This window comes from Cupriavidus sp. 05N39 (assembly GCF_056397325.1).
Genome location: NZ_JBFTNE010000116.1, coordinates 1 through 19,610, shown reverse-complemented (window position 1 = coordinate 19,610; position 19,610 = coordinate 1). Strand labels below are relative to the sequence as shown.

Here is a 19,610-nt window from a genome sequence, read left to right as displayed (position 1 = left end):
CCCCTGCGGGGGGCGACCTACTTTCTTGTCTTGCCAAGAAAGTAGGCAAAGAAGGCGCGCCGGATGGGGCGACACCCCCTCGGGATCCGGCGAAAAGAGCGGCCGGGACCCAAACTCGCATCGCCTTAAGGCGATACTCAAACATGGGTCCCTCTTTTCCGCTCTTTTCACYGGATCCCGAGGCGCCCCATACGGCCTGGTACACCTACACGGCTCGCTTCGCATCGCGTTGGGGTGTGGCCCGCCCTTGCGGGCGCTCCACACGGCTGGAACCGAACTATTGCCGGGGCGTGTTGCGCGAAGCGGGGCTTGGGATTCAGGCCGCAACTAGGCTCGGGATGGTCGATCGTTTATTTGATCGATATATGCAACAAATATGATCATTTTATGGGGTTTTTGTATCGACCGGCGCAACTTAAGCTCGCGTTTTCCTTGATTTCCTGCAACGTGAGACCTTTCATGCGCTTCAATCCTAGTCTGACCCGTTTCTTACGCGGCCTGGCCGCCACTGCACTGTGCCTGGGCTTCGTTGGCGGCGCGCCCGCCATTGCCGCTTCCGCGCTGAAGCTGGAGGTTTATAACCCCGGTACCAACAGCATCTTCCCGGTCTCCTCCGAACTGGTCACTGGCGCGCGCGACGCGGTGCTGATCGATGCGCAGTTCCAGCGCAACGATGCCGAGGCGCTGGTCGAGCGGGTCCGGGCCAGCGGCAAGAACCTGACCACCGTCTATATCAGTCACAGCGACCCGGATTTCTATTTCGGGCTGGACGTGATCAAGGCCGCGTTTCCGGCGGCGAAGATCGTCGCCACGCCGCAGACGGTGGCGGCGATCCAGGCTTCCATGGCAGGCAAGCAGGCTTACTGGTCGCCGATCCTGAAGGAGAATGCGCCCAGGGCGCTGGTGTTGCCCGAGCCGCTGGCCGGCAATACCATCCTGCTCGAAGGCAAAAAGCTGGAAGTGCTGGGCCTGGATGGTCCGGCGCCGGCCCGCACCGTGGTGTGGATTCCGGCGCTCAAGACAGTGGCCGGCGGTGTGGTGGTCTTCGGCAAGAGCCATGTCTGGATTGCCGATACCCAGACGCCTGCTTCGCGCCAGCAATGGATTGCCATGCTCGGCCGCATCGAGGCGAAGAAGCCGGCGCGGGTCGTGCCGGGGCACTTCCTGGACGAGGCGCCGCAGACGCTGGCATCGGTGCGTTTCACGCGGGACTACCTGCGCACGTTCGAGCGCGAGGCGGCAAAGGCGTCGGATGCCAAGGCATTGAGCACGGCGATGCAGCAGCACTATCCGAAGCTGGGCGGCGTGGAGTCGCTCGACCTGAGCGCCAGGGTCATCAAGGGCGAGATGACCTGGCCTGCAAAATAACGGCGGCGCGCCGCATTGAACACGACAAGTCACGGGAACGCATCGATCATGTCCGGCCTCACCCTGCATTACATTTATGACCCCCTGTGCGGCTGGTGCTACGGCGCCGCGCCGCTGGTGCGCGCCGCGCGCGCGGTGCCCGGGCTGGCACTGGCGCTGCACGGCGGCGGCATGATGACGGGCGCGAACCGGCGCCGCATTTCGCCGCAATGGCGCGACTACGTGATGCCGCATGACAGGCGTATCGCGGCGCTGACGGGCCAGCCGTTCGGCGAGCGCTATTTCGAGGGTTTGCTGCGCGACGAGCAAGCGGTGATGGACTCCACGCCGCCGACCACCGCGATCCTGGCGGCGCAATCGATGGGCGGCGTGGAGGCTGCCGCCGATTTGCTGGCGCGCCTGCAGCACGCGCACTACGTGGAGGGGCGGCGCATCGCCGATGCGCATGTGCTCGGCGACGTGGCCGTGCAAGCCGGACTGGACCCGCAGCGTTTCGCCGATCTCTGCCTGGACATTGGCGCGGGGCAAACGCAGGCGCATATGGCCGACAGCCGTGCGTTGCTGAACCGGCTGGGCGGCCAGGGCTTTCCCACGTTCGCGCTCGAACGCGGGGACGGACGCTTTGCCGTGCTCGACGTGGGTCCGTATCTTGGCGACGCGGCCGCATGGCAGGACAGCCTTGCCCGTGCGGTCGCGCAGCAGGGGGCGGGTGGCACGGATGGCGCGGGCGGCCCGGCTTGCGACGCGCAAGGCTGCGATTTGCCGGGGCAAGGGTAAATTTCGGACCCGGCTTGCCGTTATAGGTAGCGATGTCCCGGCACGCCGGCCGAGCCGGTTCCGTCGATGCCCACGTGCGCGCAGGCTGTCCTCCTTGCGGAGGTGGAGGGTGCGCGCGGCGGCATCGGCCCTCCACATGCACCCTACATGCTTCACATCCAAGGCCCTCCCGGCGAGACCGAACTTTTTCGCACACTTGTGCTCGGCGTGACTGATTACGCGATCTACGCGCTGGACCCCGCGGGGAGCGTGAGCAGCTGGAATGCCGGTGCGCAACGGGCCAAGGGCTATACGCAGGATGAAATCCTGGGCGCGCATTTCTCTTGCTTCTATACCCCGGAGGACCGTGACTCCGGGCTGCCCGAGCAAGCGTTGCAACTGGCGCGCGAGACGGGCCGTTTCGTGGCCGAGGGCTGCTGGCGTATGCGCAAGGATGGCACCCGCTTCTGGGCCCACGTGCTGATCACGCCGATGTTCGATCGCACCGGCAAGCAGATCGGCTATGCCAAGGTCACGCGCGACATGACCCAGCAAAAGGCCGATGCCGAGCGCATTGCCGAGGTGACGCGCAAGCTCGACCTGGCGCTGGAGAATATGTCGCAGGGGCTATGCCTGTTCGATCCGGAGGGCATCGTCATCCTGACCAACAGGAGGATGGAGGAGGTCTTCCAGGGCGCCGGCAAGGCGCTTGCGCCTGGCGCGAATTTCCTCACCCTGTGCCGCACCATGGCAGGCGCGCACGAGAGCGAAGCCGCGGCGCCGGGCGCGCTGGCGGGCCTCCCCGGCGGCGATGCGCAGCCCGAGGCAGGCCAGCCGGATGGCCGCGGCGAGCAATACGCGCAGGCGCTCTACGAGCGGCACCGCGAGATCCTGCGCCGCCACAAGCACTGGCGCAGCGTGGAGGCGCTGCCCGACGGACGCGCCATGGCGCTGTCGCACAGCGCCATGGCCGACGGCTCCTGGGTCACCACCTGCGAGGATGTTACCGAGCAGCGCCGCATCGAAGCCAAGATCCATCATATGGCGCGCCACGATGGCCTGACCGGGCTGCYCAAYCGCAGCTATTTCAACGACTACCTGGATGAAGAACTGCTGCGTGCGCAGAAGCAGGGCTGCCAGGTGGCCACGCTGGGTATCGACCTGGATCGCTTCAAGGAGATCAACGACCTGCATGGCCATGCGGCCGGCGACACGGTGCTAAAGGCGGTGTCCGGGCGCATTGCCGGCCAGCTGGAGGCGGGTGAATTCATCGCGCGCATCGGCGGCGATGAGTTTATCGCGGTCAAGCGCTTTGAGCGGCAGGCCGAGCTGAGCGACTTTACCGCCCGCCTGGTGACTTGCCTGAGCGAACCTGTGCGGCTAGACGGCTTCGACCTGACCACGGGCGCCAGCATCGGCATCGCGATCTTCCCCGGCGACGGGGCCCATCGCGACCAGCTGGTCAGCAACACCGACCTGGCGATGTATCGCGCCAAGGGCAGCCTGTCGGAGTCGATCTGCTTCTACGAGAGCCGGATGGACGAGGCGGAACGCGAGCGCCGCGCGCTCGCCGGCGAGCTGTGGACCGCCATCGCCGCGCACCAGTTCGTGCTGGACTATCAGGTGCAGACTGCCATCGCCAGCGGCGAGGTGATCGGCTGCGAGGTGCTGCTGCGCTGGCACCATCCGGAGCGGGGACTGATTCCGCCGGACAATTTCATTCCGCTGGCCGAAGAGTGCGGCGCCATCCTGCCAATCGGCGAGTGGGTGCTGCGTACCGCGTGCCGGGAGGCCGCGCAGTGGACCTATCCAAGGAAGATCTCCGTCAACCTGTCTCCGGTGCAGATTACCCACGGCAACCTGGTCACCATGGTGGCGCACGTGCTGGAGGAAACCGGGCTGGCTGCCGGCAGGCTCGAACTCGAGATCACCGAGTCGACCATCATCGGCGACAAGGATCGGGCGCTGGACATCCTGCGCCGCATCAAGGCGCTGGGCGTTACCATCGCCATCGACGATTTCGGCACGGGGTACTCCTCGCTGGATACCTTGCGCTCCTTCCCCTTCGACAAGATCAAGCTGGACCGCACCTTTATCGCGGAGATTTCCGGCAGCCAGCAGGCCAAGGCCATCATCCGCGCCATTCTCGCCCTGGGCCAGAGCCTGGCGATCCCGGTGCTGGCCGAAGGCGTGGAGACCGACGAGCAGCTCAGCCTGCTGCTGGCCGAAGGCTGCGACGAGGCGCAGGGATTCCTGCTCGGGCGCCCGCAGCCTCTTGAATACTTCCGTCGTGTCCATGCCGTGATCGGGCATGGCGCAACCGCGGCAGCATCGTAGCCCCAGGCGCTGCACGGGGCGCGCGGGCAGCCCCGGGGCGTCTTTTCCCCATGCCCCGCTAACGCACGCCTCCGCTCGCCAGCCACCAGGCCATGGTGGCGGCCAGCCACGCCGGATCGTCGTGCGGCAGGTCGTGGCCCGCCCAGGGATGGCGGCGGTGCGGCACGTGCCAGGCTGCGGCGAGATGCGCCGAGCACGCGGGATCGACCAGGCGGTCCGCCGCCGATGACAGCACCAGCGTCGGGCAGGCCGGCGGCGTGGACGCGGCCTCATAACGCGCCGCGGCCCACAGCTGGCGCAGCGCGTTGGTGCGGCTTACCGGCGCGCTGGTGCGAATCGCACACCACGCGGCTACATCGGCGGCGCGTGCCGCGCTGGTGTTGCAAGTCAGCCGGTGCACGGTGCGCTCGCAGTAAGCGGCTTGGTGCCAGCGCAGCGCCATGCCAAGCAGTGCGGGCCAGTTGCGCGGCGGCAGGCGTTCCGTCAGCGCGCAGAACGGCCGCATGCTGGTGTTGATCAGCACCAGTGCCCCGATCTCCCCCGGATGGCGCCGCGCCCATTCCGCCGCCACCATGGCGCCCAGTGACATTGCCAGCAGCCGGTAGGGCGGGGCCAGCACCCGCTCGCGGGCACGTTCACGCATGAATTCCACCATGGCAGCCACGCTGGCCGGCGCGCGCCCGGCTGCCTCCACGCCGTTGCCCGGCAGATCGAGCATGGCGATGGGCCTGATGCCGGCGGCGGTTTGCAGCACACCCGGCAAGGCGCCCCAATGGCGTGTCTCGCGCGTCAGGCCGCGCAGCAGGATCCAGTCGCTCATCGGGGCTTGCCGTCTTGCCACTGCGCCGTCGCCAGCTCGAGCAGTGCCTCCCGGCGTTGCCCTTGCGGCAGCCAGCGCTCTGGCGCGTAGGCTACGCGCCCCAGGAAATCGAGCAGGTTGGCATGGCGGCGCAGCACGCGCGCGGTGCGATGCGCCTTGACCGGGTTGAAGATGCCCTGGCGCGAGAACAACTGGCGGGGATTTTTCTTGATCCACAGCCACGAACCCAGCTCCAGCGTCATCGGCAGGAAGATATTGCCGGGTGGCGTGTGGTCGTAGGCCCAGTCCCACAGGTCGCCGTGCAGCAGGTACTGGCGGCTCTGCGGCTCGAAGGCATAGCCGTGGTGCGGATGCGCCTGCTCGAACATGGTCTTCAGGGCGAACATCTCCGGCAGGTGCGCCATCGGCGCGGCGGTGCGCGCGTAGGGGAACCAGATGCTGTCGCCCCAGCCGTAGCCCGAGTGGCAATCCAGCGCAAAGCTCAGGGGGCGGCACTGCAATTGCTGCGCCGCCACTTGCAGCACGGCCGCGCTCTCCGTCTCCATGGGCGCGCCGCGCCTGCCGCGGTACCACGGCAGCCATGCCCCCACGCGCTGCCCGCCGGCAAGCAGCGGCACGCGGCCGACCGCGTCCTGCGGCGCGTTGCGCATCARGTCCACRCCSYKGGGATTGGCGCGCGTGGAGGCCCACATGCCACCCGGATTGACGATGGGCATGAACAACAGCCGCACCGATTGCAGCTGGCGCTCCAGCAACGCGTCCCACTCCAGGCGCCACAGCAGCATGCGCATATAGTCGAGCAGCAGATGCGTGCCGATGCGCTCGAGCCCGTGGATGCCGGCAAAGAAACCGATGGCGGGGGCGTTCGGATCGTTCGAGCCGATGCTGGCGGTGTAGAGCGGGAAGCGCTGGCCGCGTGCCTGTGCCTCGCCCACCCGGCAGGCGTGCAGGCGGCCGGCGCCAGCTTCCAGGATGGCCTCCAGTTGCTGCATTTCAGCCAGGCCATCGTCGGCGGTAGGTGACTGCGCCATGCGCGGCGGCGTCAGTGGGACCGGCGCGCCGCGCCGGGGCCGCAAGCGGCGGGTTTGACGCGGGACGGGCAATCGGACATGGGCGAGAGCGGTTCCTTGGTATCTGTGCCGGCCAGGCAAACCAGGCGCGGCCGGCTGGGGCGATGCGATCATCATGATCGCTAACGCCAATATAGGCGCTGGCGCCGGTCCGGATATAAAAGCGTGCCCGCCATCATCCCCCGGTAATGTGAAAGCCCCGTGACGCGTGCCGCCTGTCAGGCCGATGCGAGGACCGGCACCGGCGGTGCGAACAGCGTCAGCACCGGCCAGCCACGCACGCCCGCCAGGGCGAGCAGCGCGGCATCCGGGTTGGTGGCCACCGGGTGGCTGACGGCTTCGAGCAGCGGGATATCGTTGCGCGAATCGCTGTAGAACACCGTGCGCCSGAACTGGTCCCAGGCCATGCCGAGGGCGCCCAGCCACTGCGTAACACGCTCGATCTTGCCCGCGCCGAAACTCGGCACGCCCTCGACGGCGCCGGTGAATTCGTCCTGCGCCCCGCGCTCGGCCTCCACCGCGATCAGGTGGGGCACGTCCAGCGCCTGGGCAATCGGCTCGGTGACGAAACGGCAGGTGGCGGTGACGATGCAGCACAGGTCGCCGGCGTCGCGGTGGGACGCCAGCAGGGCGCGCGCTTCGGGCCGGATGGCCGGCGCGATCACGTCGCGCATGAAGCCGCCGCGCCAGGCTTCCAGGCGCGCGCGCGGATGGCGCGCCAGCAGGCCCAGGGCGAAGCCCGCATGGCGGTGGAAATCGAGGCGTCCGGCGCTGTACTCGGCCAGCCACAGCGCATTGTTGGCATCGACGTCGCGCGCATCCGCGGCACCCACTTCCACCAGGTAGCGTGCCCATTCATATTCGCTATCCAGCGGTAGCAAGGTGTGGTCGAGGTCAAACAAGGCAAGGCAGGACATGCGCCGTCTCCGGTCGGAAAAGCCGCAAGCATGCGTACCGGCAATGACCTGGGGATGAAGCGCGGCGCAAGAATTCCAATATCGCTATTGGCGGATTTCGTGCGCGCCTACGCGGCCGCGCGCGGCGCGAGGGATTCCAGGAAGGCGCCGATCAGGCGCGTGTGCGTGCGCCCTTGCAGGCAGTAGAGATATTCGTGCAGCACGGGCGGGTCGCTCGCGAACGGCACCACGCACAGCGCCGGGTCGCGCGGGACTTCACCGAGCGGGACCACACTGGCGCCGAGACCCTGGCGGATCGCTTCGCAGATGGCTTCGCGGCTGCCGATCACGGTGCTGGCGGGCAACGGCACGCCGGCGTTGTCCAGCGCGGTCTCGGTGGCCTTGCGCGTCATGGAGCCGTGCTCCCGCACCAGCAGGTGGCAGGACGCGAGTTGCGCCAGGCTGACGCTGGGCGCGCGTGCCAGCGGATGGCCCTGGTTGACCACCAGCACCATCGGATCGGAGGCCAGGGTGATGCGGGCCAGTCGATCGTCGTCGACGGCGTGCGACGAGACCGCGACGTCGATGCGGTACTCGAACAGCGCGTCCAGCATCTGCTGCGAGTTGCCGATCTCGATGCTGATCTCGATGGCGGGGTAGCGCTCGCGGAACGCGGCCACGCTTCTCAGGATGTAATAGGGCCCGGTGGCGCCGATGCGGAGATGGCCCAGATGCAGGTTGCCGGCATTGCGCAGCAGGAAATCCGCGCTGCCCTCATGTTGCATCAGTTGCTCCACCACCGGCATCAGGGCCACGCCGACGTCGCTCAGGTCGACCCGGCCGGCGCGCCGGTAGAACAGCTCAACGCCATAGTTCTCTTCAAGCTGGCGGATACGGCCGGTGACCGTGGGCTGGCTCACGCGCAACTGCTTGGCGGCGGTGGTGATGCTGCCCTGCCGCGCCACTTCATAAAACGTCGTCAGCAGGTCGCCGAGCATGGGGGATTTCCGTGGGAATAAGGCAAGCGCGCCAGTCTAGCGGCGATTTATGACAATTCATGTGACAACGCGCCATCGCGCCGCCGTTGGCACGGCGGCGCGATGGCGCAAGGGATGGACGGCACGGGCGGCGGCAGTGGCAGGTGCCCCTGCCGCCGCCCGGCTTCGCTCAGGGCACTGCCCGTGCGGGCTTGCCCAGCGCGGGGTCGGACACTCCGTCGGCGCCGGTTTCCAGGCGGCCGGCAAAGCGCCGCCTGAAGCTGCCCTGGGTGGTGGTGACGACGAAGTCGTACCAGTTGCCCTGCAGGCCCACCGGCCAGTGCTGGTCAAGCTGCTTGCCCGGCGGGATCTCGAAGGTCCAGGGGCCGTCTTCGCGGTAGGCGGCGGGCGTGACGGTGAAGGTGCAGGCCGCGGCGCCGGTGTTGATCATGGTCAGGTAGACCGCGGCATTGGCAATGTCGTAGCACACGCGGATTTCCGGCGCGGTGCCGCCGGCGGCCGTCACGGTGCTGACGTCGCCCTGGAAGCTGCGGTGGAAGCCGTTCGGACCCAGTACCCACAGGTCGTATTTGCCGTTGTCGGTGGTGAAGACGTCCCAGCTGCCATTGAGCTGCTTGCCGGGCTCGACCGCATAGCGGCGCGGCACGCGGTCCAGGTGCAGGCGGTCGTAGACGTGGAAGACGGCGGCGGCGTTGCCGGTATTGCTGAACAGCAGCCACATGGCGCGCGCGCTGGGGTCCTCGCGGCCGCTCACGTGCAATTCATAGGGCAGGGCGCGGGAGAGCCGGGTGCCGACTTCCTGACTGGCCGGGTTGGCGCTCTGGAAGTCCACGCTGGGCAGCGCGACCTGGGGCTTGGCTTCCTGCGCCGTGCGCACGCTGTCGGCCGAGGTCTTGGTGAGGCTGGACAGGGCAGGCGGCACCGCGCTATTGGGGGTGACAAAGTTGAAGGCCGACAGCAGGTCGCCGCAGATGGCGCGGCGATAGGGGCTGATATTGGGCTCGGCGATGCCGAAGCGTGCCTCCAGGAAACGCAGCACCGAGGTGTGGTCGAACACCTGCGAGTTGACCCAGCCGCCACGGCTCCACGGCGAGACCACATACATCGGCACGCGCGGGCCGGGGCCGTAGGGATGCTTGTCGGTATGGTATTCGCCGTCGGTGGCGATGGTGGAGTTGCCGGCCAGCGCGCCATTGGCGTCGTAAGCGGGCGCGCACGGCGGCGGCACGTGATCGAAGAAGCCGTCGTTCTCGTCGAAATTGATCAGCAGGACGGTCTTGCTCCAGACGTCCGGATTGGCCGTCAGCGCATTGAGCACTTCCTGTGTGTACCAGGCGCCCTGCACCGGGCTGGAAGGCCCCGGGTGCTCGGAGTAGTTCGCCGGCGCGACGATCCACGATACCTGCGGCAGGCTGCCCGCGGCGATGTCGTCCTTCAGTGCCTGCAGGAAGCCGCCGTCCGGCATGGTGTTGCCGATGCCCTTGATAAGCGGGTTGATCACATCGTCGGCGATGGTATAGGCCGGGTAGGGACTGCCGTTGGAGGCATTGCCGCGCGCCTCGTTGGCCTTGCGGTACTGCACGAAGCCGGCCAGCGGGTTGTCCGTGAAGTTGTCCGGCATGTTCTGGTAGACCTTCCAGCTCACGCCGGCCGTCTGCAGGCGTTCCGGATAGGTGGTCCAGCGATAGCCGCCGGTGGAGGCGCCCATGGAGTCGCCGCTGTTGTCGATCACCGGGCCGCCATTGGCGCCGGTGGGGTCGTTGGTGCCGGTCCAGTGGAACAGGCGGTTGGTATTGGTGCCGCCGTGGAAGCCGCAGTGATAGGCGTCGCACAGCGTGAACGCTTCGGCCAGGGAGAACTGGAAGTCCAGTTCGCTCTTGGTGTAGTAGCCCATCGACTGGGTGTTCTTGAAGGTGGGCCACTTGTTCATGCGGCCCAGGTCCCAGGCGTTCTGGGCGTCGGGGTAGCTGTGCGGCGTGCCGCTCACGCGCTGCGCGTTGCCGGTCGCGCTGTCGAGGTGGTACGGCTGGACGATGCGGTTGGTGTAGCTCTGCTGCCAGACATTGAGGCCGCCGGCCAGCGGGATCGGGAAACGGTCGCCAAAGCCGCGCACGCCCTTCAGGGTGCCGAAGTAATTGTCGAAGGAGCGGTTCTCCTGCATCAGGATCACCACGTGCTCGACGTCGCGGATGCTGCGGGTGGCGTTGTTGGCGGGAATCGCCAGCGCGCGGCGGATCGACAGCGGGAAGGCGGCCATTGCCGCGGCAGCGGCGGTGCCGCCGCTGGCCATCTTGAGGAATTTGCGTCTGCTGTGAAGGCTCATCTTTGTTTTCTGGCTGGTCTGTTCGGGTTGTGCCGGACGTCCGGTCGGCGCCGGGGTGCCATATGGCGCTAATCGACGCCCTATGGCGCGCAGCGCAACTGCGGCGTGGCCGCGGGCGGCTGTCCGGGCTGGGCCGGCTGAGCCGGCTGAGCCGGATCGGCGGGCTTGTTGTCGGCGGAGTCGCCGCCGCAGGCTGCCAGCGCGGCGCACAGCGCCAGTGCCGCCAGCCAGCCTGGCCGTGCGAGGAAGGAAATAGAAGGCTTCATGGTCACGTTTGCTCTCGTGGGAGGAATCAGGGATTGAGCGTGGACAGCGGCTGGCGCGAGCCGGCGATCGTCTGCAGCTCGGCAAGGCTGAGCTGGCGCGTCCACATGGCCAGGTCGTTGAACTCCATCACGCCCTTGAGCGCGCCGCTGTTGTTTGGCACATAGGCATGCGTGGCATCGTCGTTGATGCCCCAGACCTTGGTGGCGAGACCGTTGAGCTTGGTCACGTCGGTGTTGGCGATGGCCTTGTTTTCGGTCTTCTGCAGCCCCAGCACCGGATCGATGATGTAGGCGCTGAAGGTCTTGGCCGTGGCGTTGATCGACAAAGCCACGTAGGCCCATTGGTTGGCGCTGAACTTCATGCCCTGGATGTCGTCGCGCTTGCCGCCGCTGCCGATGTTGAAGCGGATCTCGCAGCTGCCGAACAGGCCGAGGGCGATGCCGGCATTGCTGCCCGAGACATAGTTCTTGTTCGACAGGATGGGCTCGCCGGTGCCGTTGCCCTGGGTGCAGTCGGACTTGAACCAGAAGCCGATGGTGAACTGCGGGGCGAGCGCGATATCGGCGCCGCTCTGCGTGAGCTGGTAGGCATCGATTCTCGAGTCGACCTTGAGCGACTTGCCGCCAAAGTTATCGCCGCCCAGCGAGCCGCCGTCGGTGCCGGGGACCCAGGGGCCGATGGCGGTAGTGCCCTTGCTGTCGGTTGCCGGCAGCGTCTCGAAGCTGTAGTAAGCGGACAGGTTGTTGCGCAGCGTGTCAGCCAGCACGATCGGCTTGACGTAGTTGATCTGCGCCAGCATCGAGGCGGGCACGCCGTTGCGCACCAGCGTGTAGTTGAATCGATAGATGCCGCTGGCGGGCGCGTTGAGCGTCTYGTCTTCGTAGCCGGTGGTGCCGGCCGGCAGCGTGGCGATCTGCACACCGTCGCGCAGCAGCGCCATGTCGCCGCCGGCGGTGGTGGGGTTCTGCCAGGACAGCAGCAGCGAAGCGTTGTAGGCGCCCACCACGGAACTCAAGGCGCGCACGCCCACGTTGCCGGTCAGGGCCGAGCCATCGAGCTTGTACGAGGCGGCAGGCACCGCCACGCCGGTATGCGCGAGCACGGTCGGCAACAGGTCGGCTTCGGTCGGCAGTGCCGAGAGCGCGGTTGCATTGGCGGGCGCCGGGGGGAGGTTGCTGGCCAGCGCCGCATTGAACGGCTTGTTGAGCGCGATGAATGCGGTGCGGTTCTGCACTGTCGGCAGCGTGGTGGTGGCGCCCGTTGCGTCCAGGCCGTGGCTGGTGGTCACGGCCACCAGCCAGTCTTCGTTCGCATTGGCCTGGCGGCGCGCCTGCACGGCCGCCAGCAGCTTGCCGAGCGCCTGATCGAAGCCCGACAGCGCGGTGGCGTAGCCGCCGCCCTGGAAGCCTTGCGCGGCGGCCGCGGCATCGGGCGCCGTGTACTGGGCGAAGACCACGTCGTAGCCCGACTGCACCAGCTTGATGGTCTCCTGCGTCACGCAGTTGTCATCGGCATTGCAGTCGCGCAGCGAATCGAGGTTGCCCGCGGTGACGTCGGCCTTGAGCAGCGCCGGCAGCAGGGGCGCGCTGGTGGCGCCGCCAAGGCGCAGCCGGGCTGTGCCTGCGGTGGCGCTGGCGCCGCGCAAATACTGGAACACGCTGGGCGCCTTCAGGCCGGCCGCCGCGGCCACGTCGTCGGTGACCCCGTGGCGGTCCGCCCAGCTGCCGCTGAGCACGGTGGCCCAGCTCGGGCCGTTGAGCGGAGCCTGCTCGGTGGTGGTGCCGAGCCTGCCACCGGTGGCGGCGGGCGTGATCGCCAGCGTGGCCAGGTTGGGCAGGCTGCGCTGGGCCATTGCGCTCTGCAGCTGGCTGTAGGTGGCGCCATCCACACCGACCAGCAGCACCTTCTTGCTGGCGGCGCCACCCGGCCCCGCGTTGCTCTGCTCGGGGGCCGCCGTCGCCGGCGTGTCGTTGCCGCCGCCTCCGCCTCCACATGCCGCTACCGTACCTGCCAGGGCCAGGCCACACGCCATGCGCGCCCGCTGTTTCCATGCCATATCCGATCCCTCTTTTCTGTTGTCTGAAGCGGTACGCCGAATTGCCGGCGCTGCCGATCGCGCTCCCCGCGACGCGTTCGCAGAGTAAGAAAAGGGGTTGTCACCCGGGTGACAGGGAGGCAAAGAATGCTGATGCGCCTATTTGGATTCTTGAGGCGACAGGCGCGGCGCCATATGCGCGGACCCTGGCGTGGGTGGCGGGAGCCGGGAATTGGAGGAAGAGCCGGCCGTGGAGGTGGCCTCTGAAGGCAGCGGAGAAGTGCGGAGATGGGAGGGGAAAAACCGGGATGCCGCGCGTAGCGGAGCATCAATCGCGCTGCGCTGTCCCCGTCATGGCGGCGGAGGCAATGCAGCGGCGGCGGCTGGCGCCGCGAAACTCATGCCTTTGCTGTTTGATTGGACGCGCCGCTGGATTGCGTGGCCGTGCGCCGGACCATCAGCGCCAGCAGGGCGGCCGCCACACAGGCCGCGCCGGCCGCGTACAGGGCCGGCGTATAGGTCAGCAGCAGGGTGCGTGTGAGGCCCGCGCCAAACGCGGCCGTGGCGGCGCCGACCTGGTGGGCCGCAAAGATCCAGCCGAACACCATCGGCGCGCGCTCCTTGCCGAAGACGGAGCCGGCCAGCTTCACCGTGGGCGGCACCGTGGCGATCCAGTCCAGGCCGTAGAACATGGCGAAGATCGACAAGCCGTACAGCGTGAACGTGGAGTGCGGCAGCCAGAACAGCGACAGCCCGCGCAGCCCGTAGTACCAGAACAGCAGCTTGCGGCAATCGTAGCGGTCCGACAGCCAGCCCGACAGGATGGTGCCAACGAAGTCGAATGCGCCCATCATCGCCAGTGCGCCGGCGGCGGGCACCGCGGCCATGCCGAAGTCCGCGCACAGCGAGATGAAGTGGGTCTGGATCAGCCCGTTGGTGCTCAGGCCGCAGATGAAGAAGGTGCCGGCCAGGATCCAGAAGGTCTGGTTGCGGGCAGCATCGCGCAGCACAACGAAGGGGCCGCGCAGGGTCAGCGGCGCGGGCGGCGCGCTGGCCTGCACCGGCGCGGCGGGCGCATGCACGGGCACTTCGCCGTAGGCGCTGAGGCCCACATCGCCGGGTCGGTTGCGCATGAAGCAGAACACCAGCACCGCCAGCAAGGCGCATGCCCCCAGCACCGGCAGCACGGCGATGCGCCAGCCCATATGCTCGATCAGCCAGGCAGCCACGGGCAGGAAGGCCAACTGGCCAGTGGCCGAACTGGCCGTCAGGATGCCGATCACCAGCCCGCGCCGCGCGCTGAACCAGCGGCTGGCGACCACGGCGGCGAGCACCAGCGCGGTCAGGCCGGAGCCGACGCCGAGCATCAGGCCCCAGGCGATAAACAACTGCCATAGTTCGGTCGCCACGGTGGCCAGCGCCATGCCGCCTGCGATCAGCGCCAGCGCTGCCCAGACCACATTGCGCACGCCGAAGCGTTCCATCAGGATGGCCGAGAACGGCGCCATCAGGCCGAACAGCGCAAAGCGGAAGGCCAGGATCGACGAGATCTGGTCGGTGTCCCAGCCCATCTCGCGCGTCAGCGGTTTCAGGAAAGCGCCGGGCAGGCCGAGCGCGGCCGAGGTGGTCAGCATCACGCTGAAGGTGATCGCGGCGATCAGCCACGCGTAGTGGATGCCACGCCGGTCGAGCCGGCTGGAAAGTGCTTGAGCGAACATTGGATATCCGGAGGCGTTGGGGTCTTGGTGAGGTGTTCGTTATTGCGCCAGCGGGCCCAGCAGCATCTCTCGCGCGGCGGCGAGGATGTCTTCGGACAGGGCATCGCCTTCGGTGGCACGCGCCAGGGTCATCGCGCCCACCAGCGTGGCGAGTTGCGCCAGCGCCAGCTTGCGCCGCTCGGCCGGGTCTTCGTGGTCGACCGTCTTCATCCAGTCTTCGACCATTTGCCTGAAGCCATCGATATAGACCTGGCGCACCGGCTTGTCAGCCGGTTCGCGGGCAATGTCGCTGGCCAGGGCCACCGCCGCGCAGCCATCGCCGGGGCTGGCGCAATGCGCCTTGGTCAGATAGGGCTCGACCAGGTTGGCGCGCATCACGCCCTTGTCACCTTCGGCGCGCTCGATGCGTCGTGTCCAGCGCCGCGCGGATTCCTCGAAGGCGCGCTTGCTCGCCTGCGCGGCCAGCGCGTCCTTCGACGAGAAGTGTCCGTAGAAGCCGCCGTGCGTGAGGCCGGCGCCGGCCATCAGTTCCGCCACGCTCACGCCGTTCAGTCCGCGTTCGCGAAACAACCTGGAGGAAGCCTGCTCGATGGCTTCCCGGTGCTTCTCTGCCTGCTCTCGTGATGCACGCGCCATGTTTGTCTCTCCTGCCAAAACTTTGCTTGACCGGAGTTTAGATGATACCCATAATTTATTCAATAGATGTTGAGCATCATTTAAATTGGTGCGGCCGACAGCATCACCGATGCGGGCGGCGCTGACTTTCCCTCAGGAGAATCATCATGCAGAACTTGTTCGATCTCACCGGCCGCGTTGCCGTCATCACCGGCTCCACCAAGGGCATGGGCCTGGAAATGGCGCGTGCGTTGGGTGCCTCCGGCGCCGCGCTGGTGGTGTCCGGCCGCGACCAGGCGGCTTCCGAAGCGGTAGCCGCGGCGCTGCAAGGCGAGGGGTTCAAGGCCAAAGGCATCGCTTGCGATATCGGCAACCTGGAGAGCATCCAGGCGTTTGCCAGGCAAGCGCTGGACGCCTACGGCCGCGTGGACGCGCTGGTGCTGAACGCGGCGGGCAGCGGCGTGGCCGGGTCACTGCTGAGCCAGGGTCCGGAAGAGTTTGAGCAAGCCATGGCCGGCAATGTGCGAGGTAACCTTGTGCTGGTCAATGCGCTGGCCCCGCAGATGATCGGACGCGGCGACGGCGCCATCATCTTTATGTCGAGCATTGCGGCCAAGCGCGGCTCGGCCATGCTCGGCCTGTACAGCATCACCAAGGYAGCCACCGACGGGGCCGTGCGCAGCCTGGCGCTGGAGCTGGGGCCGAAGGGCATCAATGTGAATGCGATCAACCCCGGCCCGGTGCGCACCGAGTTCTCGCGCGAGGCGCTGTGGGGCAATCCGGAGCAGGAAGCGAGGCTCGCCGCCGGCATTCCGATGCGCCGTATCGGCGAGGCGAAGGATGTGGCGGGCCTGGCCGTGTTGCTGGCGTCACCCGCCGGCCGCTTTATCCACGGGCAGAGCATCGGCGTGGACGGTGGTCTCTCCGCGTGACGGCGTGACGGCGGGCCGCCTCAGCTATGCATGCCCGCCAGCCCCATCAGCAGGCGCAACAGCAAGGCCGCCGCACCCAGCGCCGCCACGCTGGCTACCCAGATCAGCAACAGCCAGCCAACCCGCTTGAGCCATGGCTTGGGCGGCTGCGCGCGGCCGCCGTGGTTCGTCGCCGCCATCAGTGATAGCCCTCCCCATGCCGTACCTTGCCCCTGAACACGTAGTACGACCACACCGTGTACATCAGGATGAAGGGAATGATGAACAGCGCGCCCACCAGCGCAAAGCCCTGGCTTTGCGCTGGCGCGGCAGCGGCATAGATCGAGATGTCGGGCGGCACGATGTTGGGCCACACGCTGATCGCCAGCCCGCTATAGCCCAGGAAGACCAGCGCCAGCGTGTACATGAACGGCGCCAGGTGGGCATGCTGCTGCAACGAACGGATCAGCCGGTACATGGCGAACGCCACCAGCAGCGGCACCGGCGCGAACCAGATCAGGTTGGGGAAACTGAACCAGCGCTCGGCAATGCGCGGCTGCGAGATCGGCGTCCAGATGCTGATCACCACGATCACCGCCAGCAGCACCCAGGCCAGCTTGCCGGTCAGTTCCAGCATGCGCTCGTGCAGCTTGCCTTCGGTCTTCACGATCAGCCAGGTGCTGCCCAGCACGGTATAAGCCACCACCACGCCTAGCCCGCAGAACAGCGGGAAGGGCTGCAGCCAGTCCAGCGGCCCGCCGGCAAAGCTGCGCCCGCTGACCTTGATGCCATCGATATACGCGCCCAGCGAAACGCCCTGGAAGAAGGCCGCCATCAGCGAGCCGCAGATAAACGCCTTGTCCCAGACGTGGCGCTCGCGGTCGTTGGCCTTGAAGCGGAACTCGAACGCCACGCCGCGGAATATCAGCCCCAGCAGCATGAAGATCAGCGGCAGGTAGAGCGCGCTGAGCACCAGCGAGTAAGCCAGCGGGAAGGCGGCCAGCAGCCCCGCGCCGCCCAGCACCAGCCAGGTCTCGTTGCCGTCCCACACCGGCGCCACCGTGTTCATCATCACGTCGCGGTCATGGCGGTCCGGCACGAAGGGATACAGCATGCCGATGCCAAGGTCGAAGCCGTCCATGACCACATACATCATCACGCCAAAAAAGATGATGAGGATCCAGATAAGAGAAAGGTCGATGCCCATGATGATCAGCTCCTGCGATCGGCCAGACGGTTAGCGGAGGCCACGGCGTCCGGCACATCGCCCGGATCGTCCACGGYGGACAGCGGGCGCGCCGGAGTGCCTTCCACGCCGTGGCCGCCATCGGGTTCCGGGTCGCCTTCATGCATGACCGGGCCCTTGCGCACCAGCCGCATCATGTAGGCGATGCCCACGCCGAACACGAAGAAATAGGCCACCACGAACAGCGCGAGCGAGAACGCCAGTTCCGGCACGCCGTGCGGCGAGACCGCGTCGGCGGTGCGCATCACGCCGTAGACCACCCAGGGCTGGCGCCCGATTTCGGTGGTGAACCAGCCCGCCAGCAGCGCGATCAGCCCCGCCGGGCCCATCCATAGCGCCATGCGCAGGAAGGCGCGGGAGTGGAAGAGCTTTTCGCCACGCCGCAGCAGCAGGCTCCAGAGCCCGAGCAGGATCATCAGCATGCCAAGCCCCACCATGATGCGGAAGCACCAGAAGATGATGGTGGCGTTGGGCCGGTCCTCCGGCGCGAACTCCTTCAGTCCCTTGATCTGGCCATCCCAGGTATGGGTGAGGATCAGGCTGCCAAGGCGCGGGACTTCCACCGCGAAACGGGTTTCCTCGCGCTTCATGTCGGGCCAGCCGAACAGGATCAGCGGCAGCGCTTCGTCGCCGCGGTTTTCCCAGTGGCCTTCGAGCGCGGCGATCTTGGCCGGCTGGTGCTTGAGCGTGTTGATGCCGTGCATGTCGCCGATCACGGCCTGGATTGGCGCCACGATCAGCAGCATCCACATCGCCATCGAAAGCATCTTGCGGATGGCCGGGTTGTCGCGCCGGCGCAGCAGGTGCCACGCGGCGGAGGCGCCCACGAACAGCGCGGTCGCGAGGAATGCCGCCACGCTCATGTGCACCAGCCGGTACGGGAAAGACGGGTTGAAGATCACCGCCAGCCAGTCCACCGGGACCACGCGGCCGTCGATGATCTCGAATCCCTGCGGAGTTTGCATCCAGCTGTTGGAGGCCAGGATCCACGTGGCCGAGATCAGCGTGCCGACCGCCACCATCAGCGTGGCGAAGAAATGCAGGCCGGGGCCGACCCGGCTCCAGCCGAACAGCATCACGCCGAGGAAGCCCGCTTCCAGGAAGAACGCGGTCAGCACCTCATAGGCGAGCAGGGGGCCGGTCACGCTGCCGGCGAAGTCCGAGAAGAAGCTCCAGTTGGTGCCGAACTGGTAAGCCATGACGAGCCCGGACACCACGCCCATGCCGAAATTGACGGCAAATATCTTGGACCAGAAATGATAGAGGTCGCGGTAGACCGTATTTTGGGTGCGCAGCCAGCAGCCTTCCAGCACCGCCAGGTAACTCGCCATGCCGATGGTGATGGCGGGAAAGATGATATGGAAGGAAATGGTGAAGCCGAACTGGATCCGTGCCAGGTCGAGCGCGCTCAAGCCGAACATATCGTGACCTCCATGAAGCTGTGCCGGCGGGCCTGGCTTGCCAGTCTGGGAGCGGCCTTGCCGCGGCGCGCAGCAGCAGCACAAGTCACTAGAGTAGACCACCCGGCGAGCGTATTGGAAGTCGCATTTTTCGTGCTGGGTGGATGGATCGGCTGGCGGCGGGGTGCCGCGGCCTTGGCGGGGCCTGACCGGGCGGGCAGGTTTGAAGCGGGGATGTCCATGAGCATTGCCGGGAGATTGGGCACGGTGCCCGATCCTGCGTGTTGCGCATTTTGTGCGTTTCGCGCCGGGCGCATGCCATGGAGAGCATGTTACCGGCAGTGCGAGGAACATAACAGAAGCAACCGGCGACAAAAAGACCGGATCAGAATTGCCGGCAAGACGGCCGGAGAGGGGCGCGGCGCCGCTCGCCATAGCGAGCGGCGGGGTGCGTTTTCAGGCGCAGCTGCGCTCTGCCTCATTGCGCGCTTCGGCAAGCCGCAGGTCGCGCAGGTAGCGCGGCCTGGCGATGAAGAACACGGCGGCTGCGACCAGGGAGATCAGTGGAACCATCTGCAGGGCCCCGAGCAATCCGATCCTGTCGGCCAGCAGGCCCGTCAGGTAAGGCGCCGGCGCGGCGCCAAGGATGTTGTTGGCCAGTGTCARCATCGCCAGCGCGGTGGCATGGGTCGAGGGGCGGGAGAGATTGACCACCATGGCGCCGGCGGGGCCCCAGGTACCCATTGCCAGCAGCATGCCGAAACCGATCAGCAGCAACTGCGAGGTACCCGGCGGCAACCGGAAGCCCGCCAGCAACAGCACGCACGACACGAGACAGGACACGAGACAG

Annotated in this window: 16 protein-coding genes and 1 pseudogene; 4 read left to right on the top strand and 13 right to left on the bottom strand. The window is 67.2% G+C overall.

What is annotated here, in order from left to right; genetic code table 11:
- The first annotated feature begins 459 nt into the window (after positions 1 to 459).
- The 3 genes from AC1DN0_RS34935 to AC1DN0_RS34925 all read left to right on the top strand — a co-directional run bounded on the left by AC1DN0_RS34935 (position 460) and on the right by AC1DN0_RS34925 (position 4,461).
- Entirely contained in the window at positions 460 to 1,368 is a 909-nt protein-coding gene (locus AC1DN0_RS34935; RefSeq protein WP_477112036.1) for an MBL fold metallo-hydrolase, read from the top strand.
- A gap of 48 nt (positions 1,369 to 1,416) precedes the next feature.
- Positions 1,417 to 2,145, top strand: coding sequence for a DsbA family protein (locus AC1DN0_RS34930; protein WP_441635813.1), 729 nt, complete (start codon positions 1,417 to 1,419; stop codon positions 2,143 to 2,145).
- 147 nt (positions 2,146 to 2,292) lie between these two features.
- Complete coding sequence (locus AC1DN0_RS34925) at positions 2,293 to 4,461, top strand: sensor domain-containing protein (protein ID WP_477146371.1); 2,169 nt, start codon at positions 2,293 to 2,295, stop codon at positions 4,459 to 4,461.
- Positions 4,462 to 4,519: 58 nt separating this feature from the next.
- On the opposite strand, the gene AC1DN0_RS34920 is transcribed toward AC1DN0_RS34925, so the two are convergent.
- The 9 genes from AC1DN0_RS34920 to AC1DN0_RS34880 form a co-directional block, all read right to left on the bottom strand.
- Positions 4,520 to 5,281, bottom strand: a complete 762-nt coding sequence (locus AC1DN0_RS34920; protein WP_441635809.1) for an alpha/beta fold hydrolase — start codon at positions 5,279 to 5,281, stop codon at positions 4,520 to 4,522.
- Positions 5,278 to 6,312 (bottom strand): M14 family zinc carboxypeptidase, encoded by a 1,035-nt coding sequence (locus AC1DN0_RS34915; protein ID WP_477146370.1) that lies wholly within the window; start codon positions 6,310 to 6,312, stop codon positions 5,278 to 5,280. The genes AC1DN0_RS34920 and AC1DN0_RS34915 overlap by 4 nt, the downstream gene beginning before the upstream one ends.
- 257 nt (positions 6,313 to 6,569) lie before the next feature.
- The gene (locus tag AC1DN0_RS34910; protein ID WP_477146369.1) at positions 6,570 to 7,268 is read right to left on the bottom strand and encodes an HAD family hydrolase; all 699 of its coding nucleotides are present in this window, start codon (positions 7,266 to 7,268) and stop codon (positions 6,570 to 6,572) included.
- 107 nt (positions 7,269 to 7,375) lie between these two features.
- Positions 7,376 to 8,245 carry a LysR substrate-binding domain-containing protein gene (locus AC1DN0_RS34905; protein ID WP_441635803.1) on the bottom strand — a complete coding sequence of 290 codons (870 nt, stop codon included), beginning with the start codon at positions 8,243 to 8,245 and terminating at the stop codon, positions 7,376 to 7,378.
- A gap of 169 nt (positions 8,246 to 8,414) precedes the next feature.
- Positions 8,415 to 10,568, bottom strand: coding sequence for a phosphocholine-specific phospholipase C (locus tag AC1DN0_RS34900; protein ID WP_441635801.1), 2,154 nt, complete (start codon positions 10,566 to 10,568; stop codon positions 8,415 to 8,417).
- An 80-nt stretch (positions 10,569 to 10,648) separates the two neighbouring features.
- Positions 10,649 to 10,834, bottom strand: a complete 186-nt coding sequence (locus AC1DN0_RS34895; RefSeq protein WP_441635799.1) for a hypothetical protein — start codon at positions 10,832 to 10,834, stop codon at positions 10,649 to 10,651.
- Positions 10,835 to 10,860: 26 nt separating this feature from the next.
- The gene (locus tag AC1DN0_RS34890; protein WP_477146368.1) at positions 10,861 to 12,891 is read right to left on the bottom strand and encodes an alkaline phosphatase family protein; all 2,031 of its coding nucleotides are present in this window, start codon (positions 12,889 to 12,891) and stop codon (positions 10,861 to 10,863) included.
- 377 nt (positions 12,892 to 13,268) lie between these two features.
- On the bottom strand, positions 13,269 to 14,588 hold the full coding sequence (locus tag AC1DN0_RS34885) for an MFS transporter (protein WP_441635795.1): 1,320 nt from the start codon (positions 14,586 to 14,588) through the stop codon (positions 13,269 to 13,271).
- A 39-nt stretch (positions 14,589 to 14,627) separates the two neighbouring features.
- Complete coding sequence (locus tag AC1DN0_RS34880) at positions 14,628 to 15,224, bottom strand: TetR/AcrR family transcriptional regulator (RefSeq protein ID WP_441635793.1); 597 nt, start codon at positions 15,222 to 15,224, stop codon at positions 14,628 to 14,630.
- Between the two features lie 146 nt (positions 15,225 to 15,370).
- On the opposite strand from AC1DN0_RS34880, the gene AC1DN0_RS34875 reads away from it, so the two are divergent.
- Positions 15,371 to 16,135: an SDR family NAD(P)-dependent oxidoreductase gene (locus AC1DN0_RS34875; protein ID WP_477146367.1), complete on the top strand. Its 765-nt coding sequence runs from the start codon at positions 15,371 to 15,373 to the stop codon at positions 16,133 to 16,135.
- Between the two features lie 20 nt (positions 16,136 to 16,155).
- Here the strand turns inward: AC1DN0_RS34875 and AC1DN0_RS34870 are convergent, their stop codons facing one another.
- The 4 genes and pseudogenes from AC1DN0_RS34870 to AC1DN0_RS34855 all read right to left on the bottom strand — a co-directional run.
- Entirely contained in the window at positions 16,156 to 16,314 is a 159-nt protein-coding gene (locus tag AC1DN0_RS34870) for a DUF2474 family protein (RefSeq protein ID WP_276290887.1), read from the bottom strand.
- Positions 16,314 to 17,321: a cytochrome d ubiquinol oxidase subunit II gene (cydB, locus tag AC1DN0_RS34865; protein ID WP_441635789.1), complete on the bottom strand. Its 1,008-nt coding sequence runs from the start codon at positions 17,319 to 17,321 to the stop codon at positions 16,314 to 16,316. Before cydB ends, AC1DN0_RS34870 begins: the two co-directional genes overlap by 1 nt.
- Positions 17,322 to 17,326: 5 nt before the next feature.
- Positions 17,327 to 18,781 (bottom strand): cytochrome ubiquinol oxidase subunit I, encoded by a 1,455-nt coding sequence (locus AC1DN0_RS34860; protein WP_477146366.1) that lies wholly within the window; start codon positions 18,779 to 18,781, stop codon positions 17,327 to 17,329.
- A gap of 435 nt (positions 18,782 to 19,216) precedes the next feature.
- A pseudogene (locus AC1DN0_RS34855) lies at positions 19,217 to 19,610 on the bottom strand (MFS transporter); the annotation flags it as partial.

Bases quoted from the DNA above. Each gene is read 5' to 3' on its own strand.
- AC1DN0_RS34935 (WP_477112036.1), top strand. From the start codon at position 460: ATGCGCTTCAATCCTAGTCTGACCCGTTTCTTACGCGGCCTGGCCGCC.
- AC1DN0_RS34930 (WP_441635813.1), top strand. From the start codon at position 1,417: ATGTCCGGCCTCACCCTGCATTACATTTATGACCCCCTGTGCGGCTGG.
- AC1DN0_RS34920 (WP_441635809.1), bottom strand. From the start codon at position 5,281: ATGAGCGACTGGATCCTGCTGCGCGGCCTGACGCGCGAGACACGCCAT.
- AC1DN0_RS34905 (WP_441635803.1), bottom strand. From the start codon at position 8,245: ATGCTCGGCGACCTGCTGACGACGTTTTATGAAGTGGCGCGGCAGGGC.
- AC1DN0_RS34900 (WP_441635801.1), bottom strand. From the start codon at position 10,568: ATGAGCCTTCACAGCAGACGCAAATTCCTCAAGATGGCCAGCGGCGGC.
- AC1DN0_RS34895 (WP_441635799.1), bottom strand. From the start codon at position 10,834: ATGAAGCCTTCTATTTCCTTCCTCGCACGGCCAGGCTGGCTGGCGGCA.
- AC1DN0_RS34885 (WP_441635795.1), bottom strand. From the start codon at position 14,588: ATGTTCGCTCAAGCACTTTCCAGCCGGCTCGACCGGCGTGGCATCCAC.
- AC1DN0_RS34880 (WP_441635793.1), bottom strand. From the start codon at position 15,224: ATGGCGCGTGCATCACGAGAGCAGGCAGAGAAGCACCGGGAAGCCATC.
- AC1DN0_RS34870 (WP_276290887.1), bottom strand. From the start codon at position 16,314: ATGGCGGCGACGAACCACGGCGGCCGCGCGCAGCCGCCCAAGCCATGG.
- cydB (WP_441635789.1), bottom strand. From the start codon at position 17,321: ATGGGCATCGACCTTTCTCTTATCTGGATCCTCATCATCTTTTTTGGC.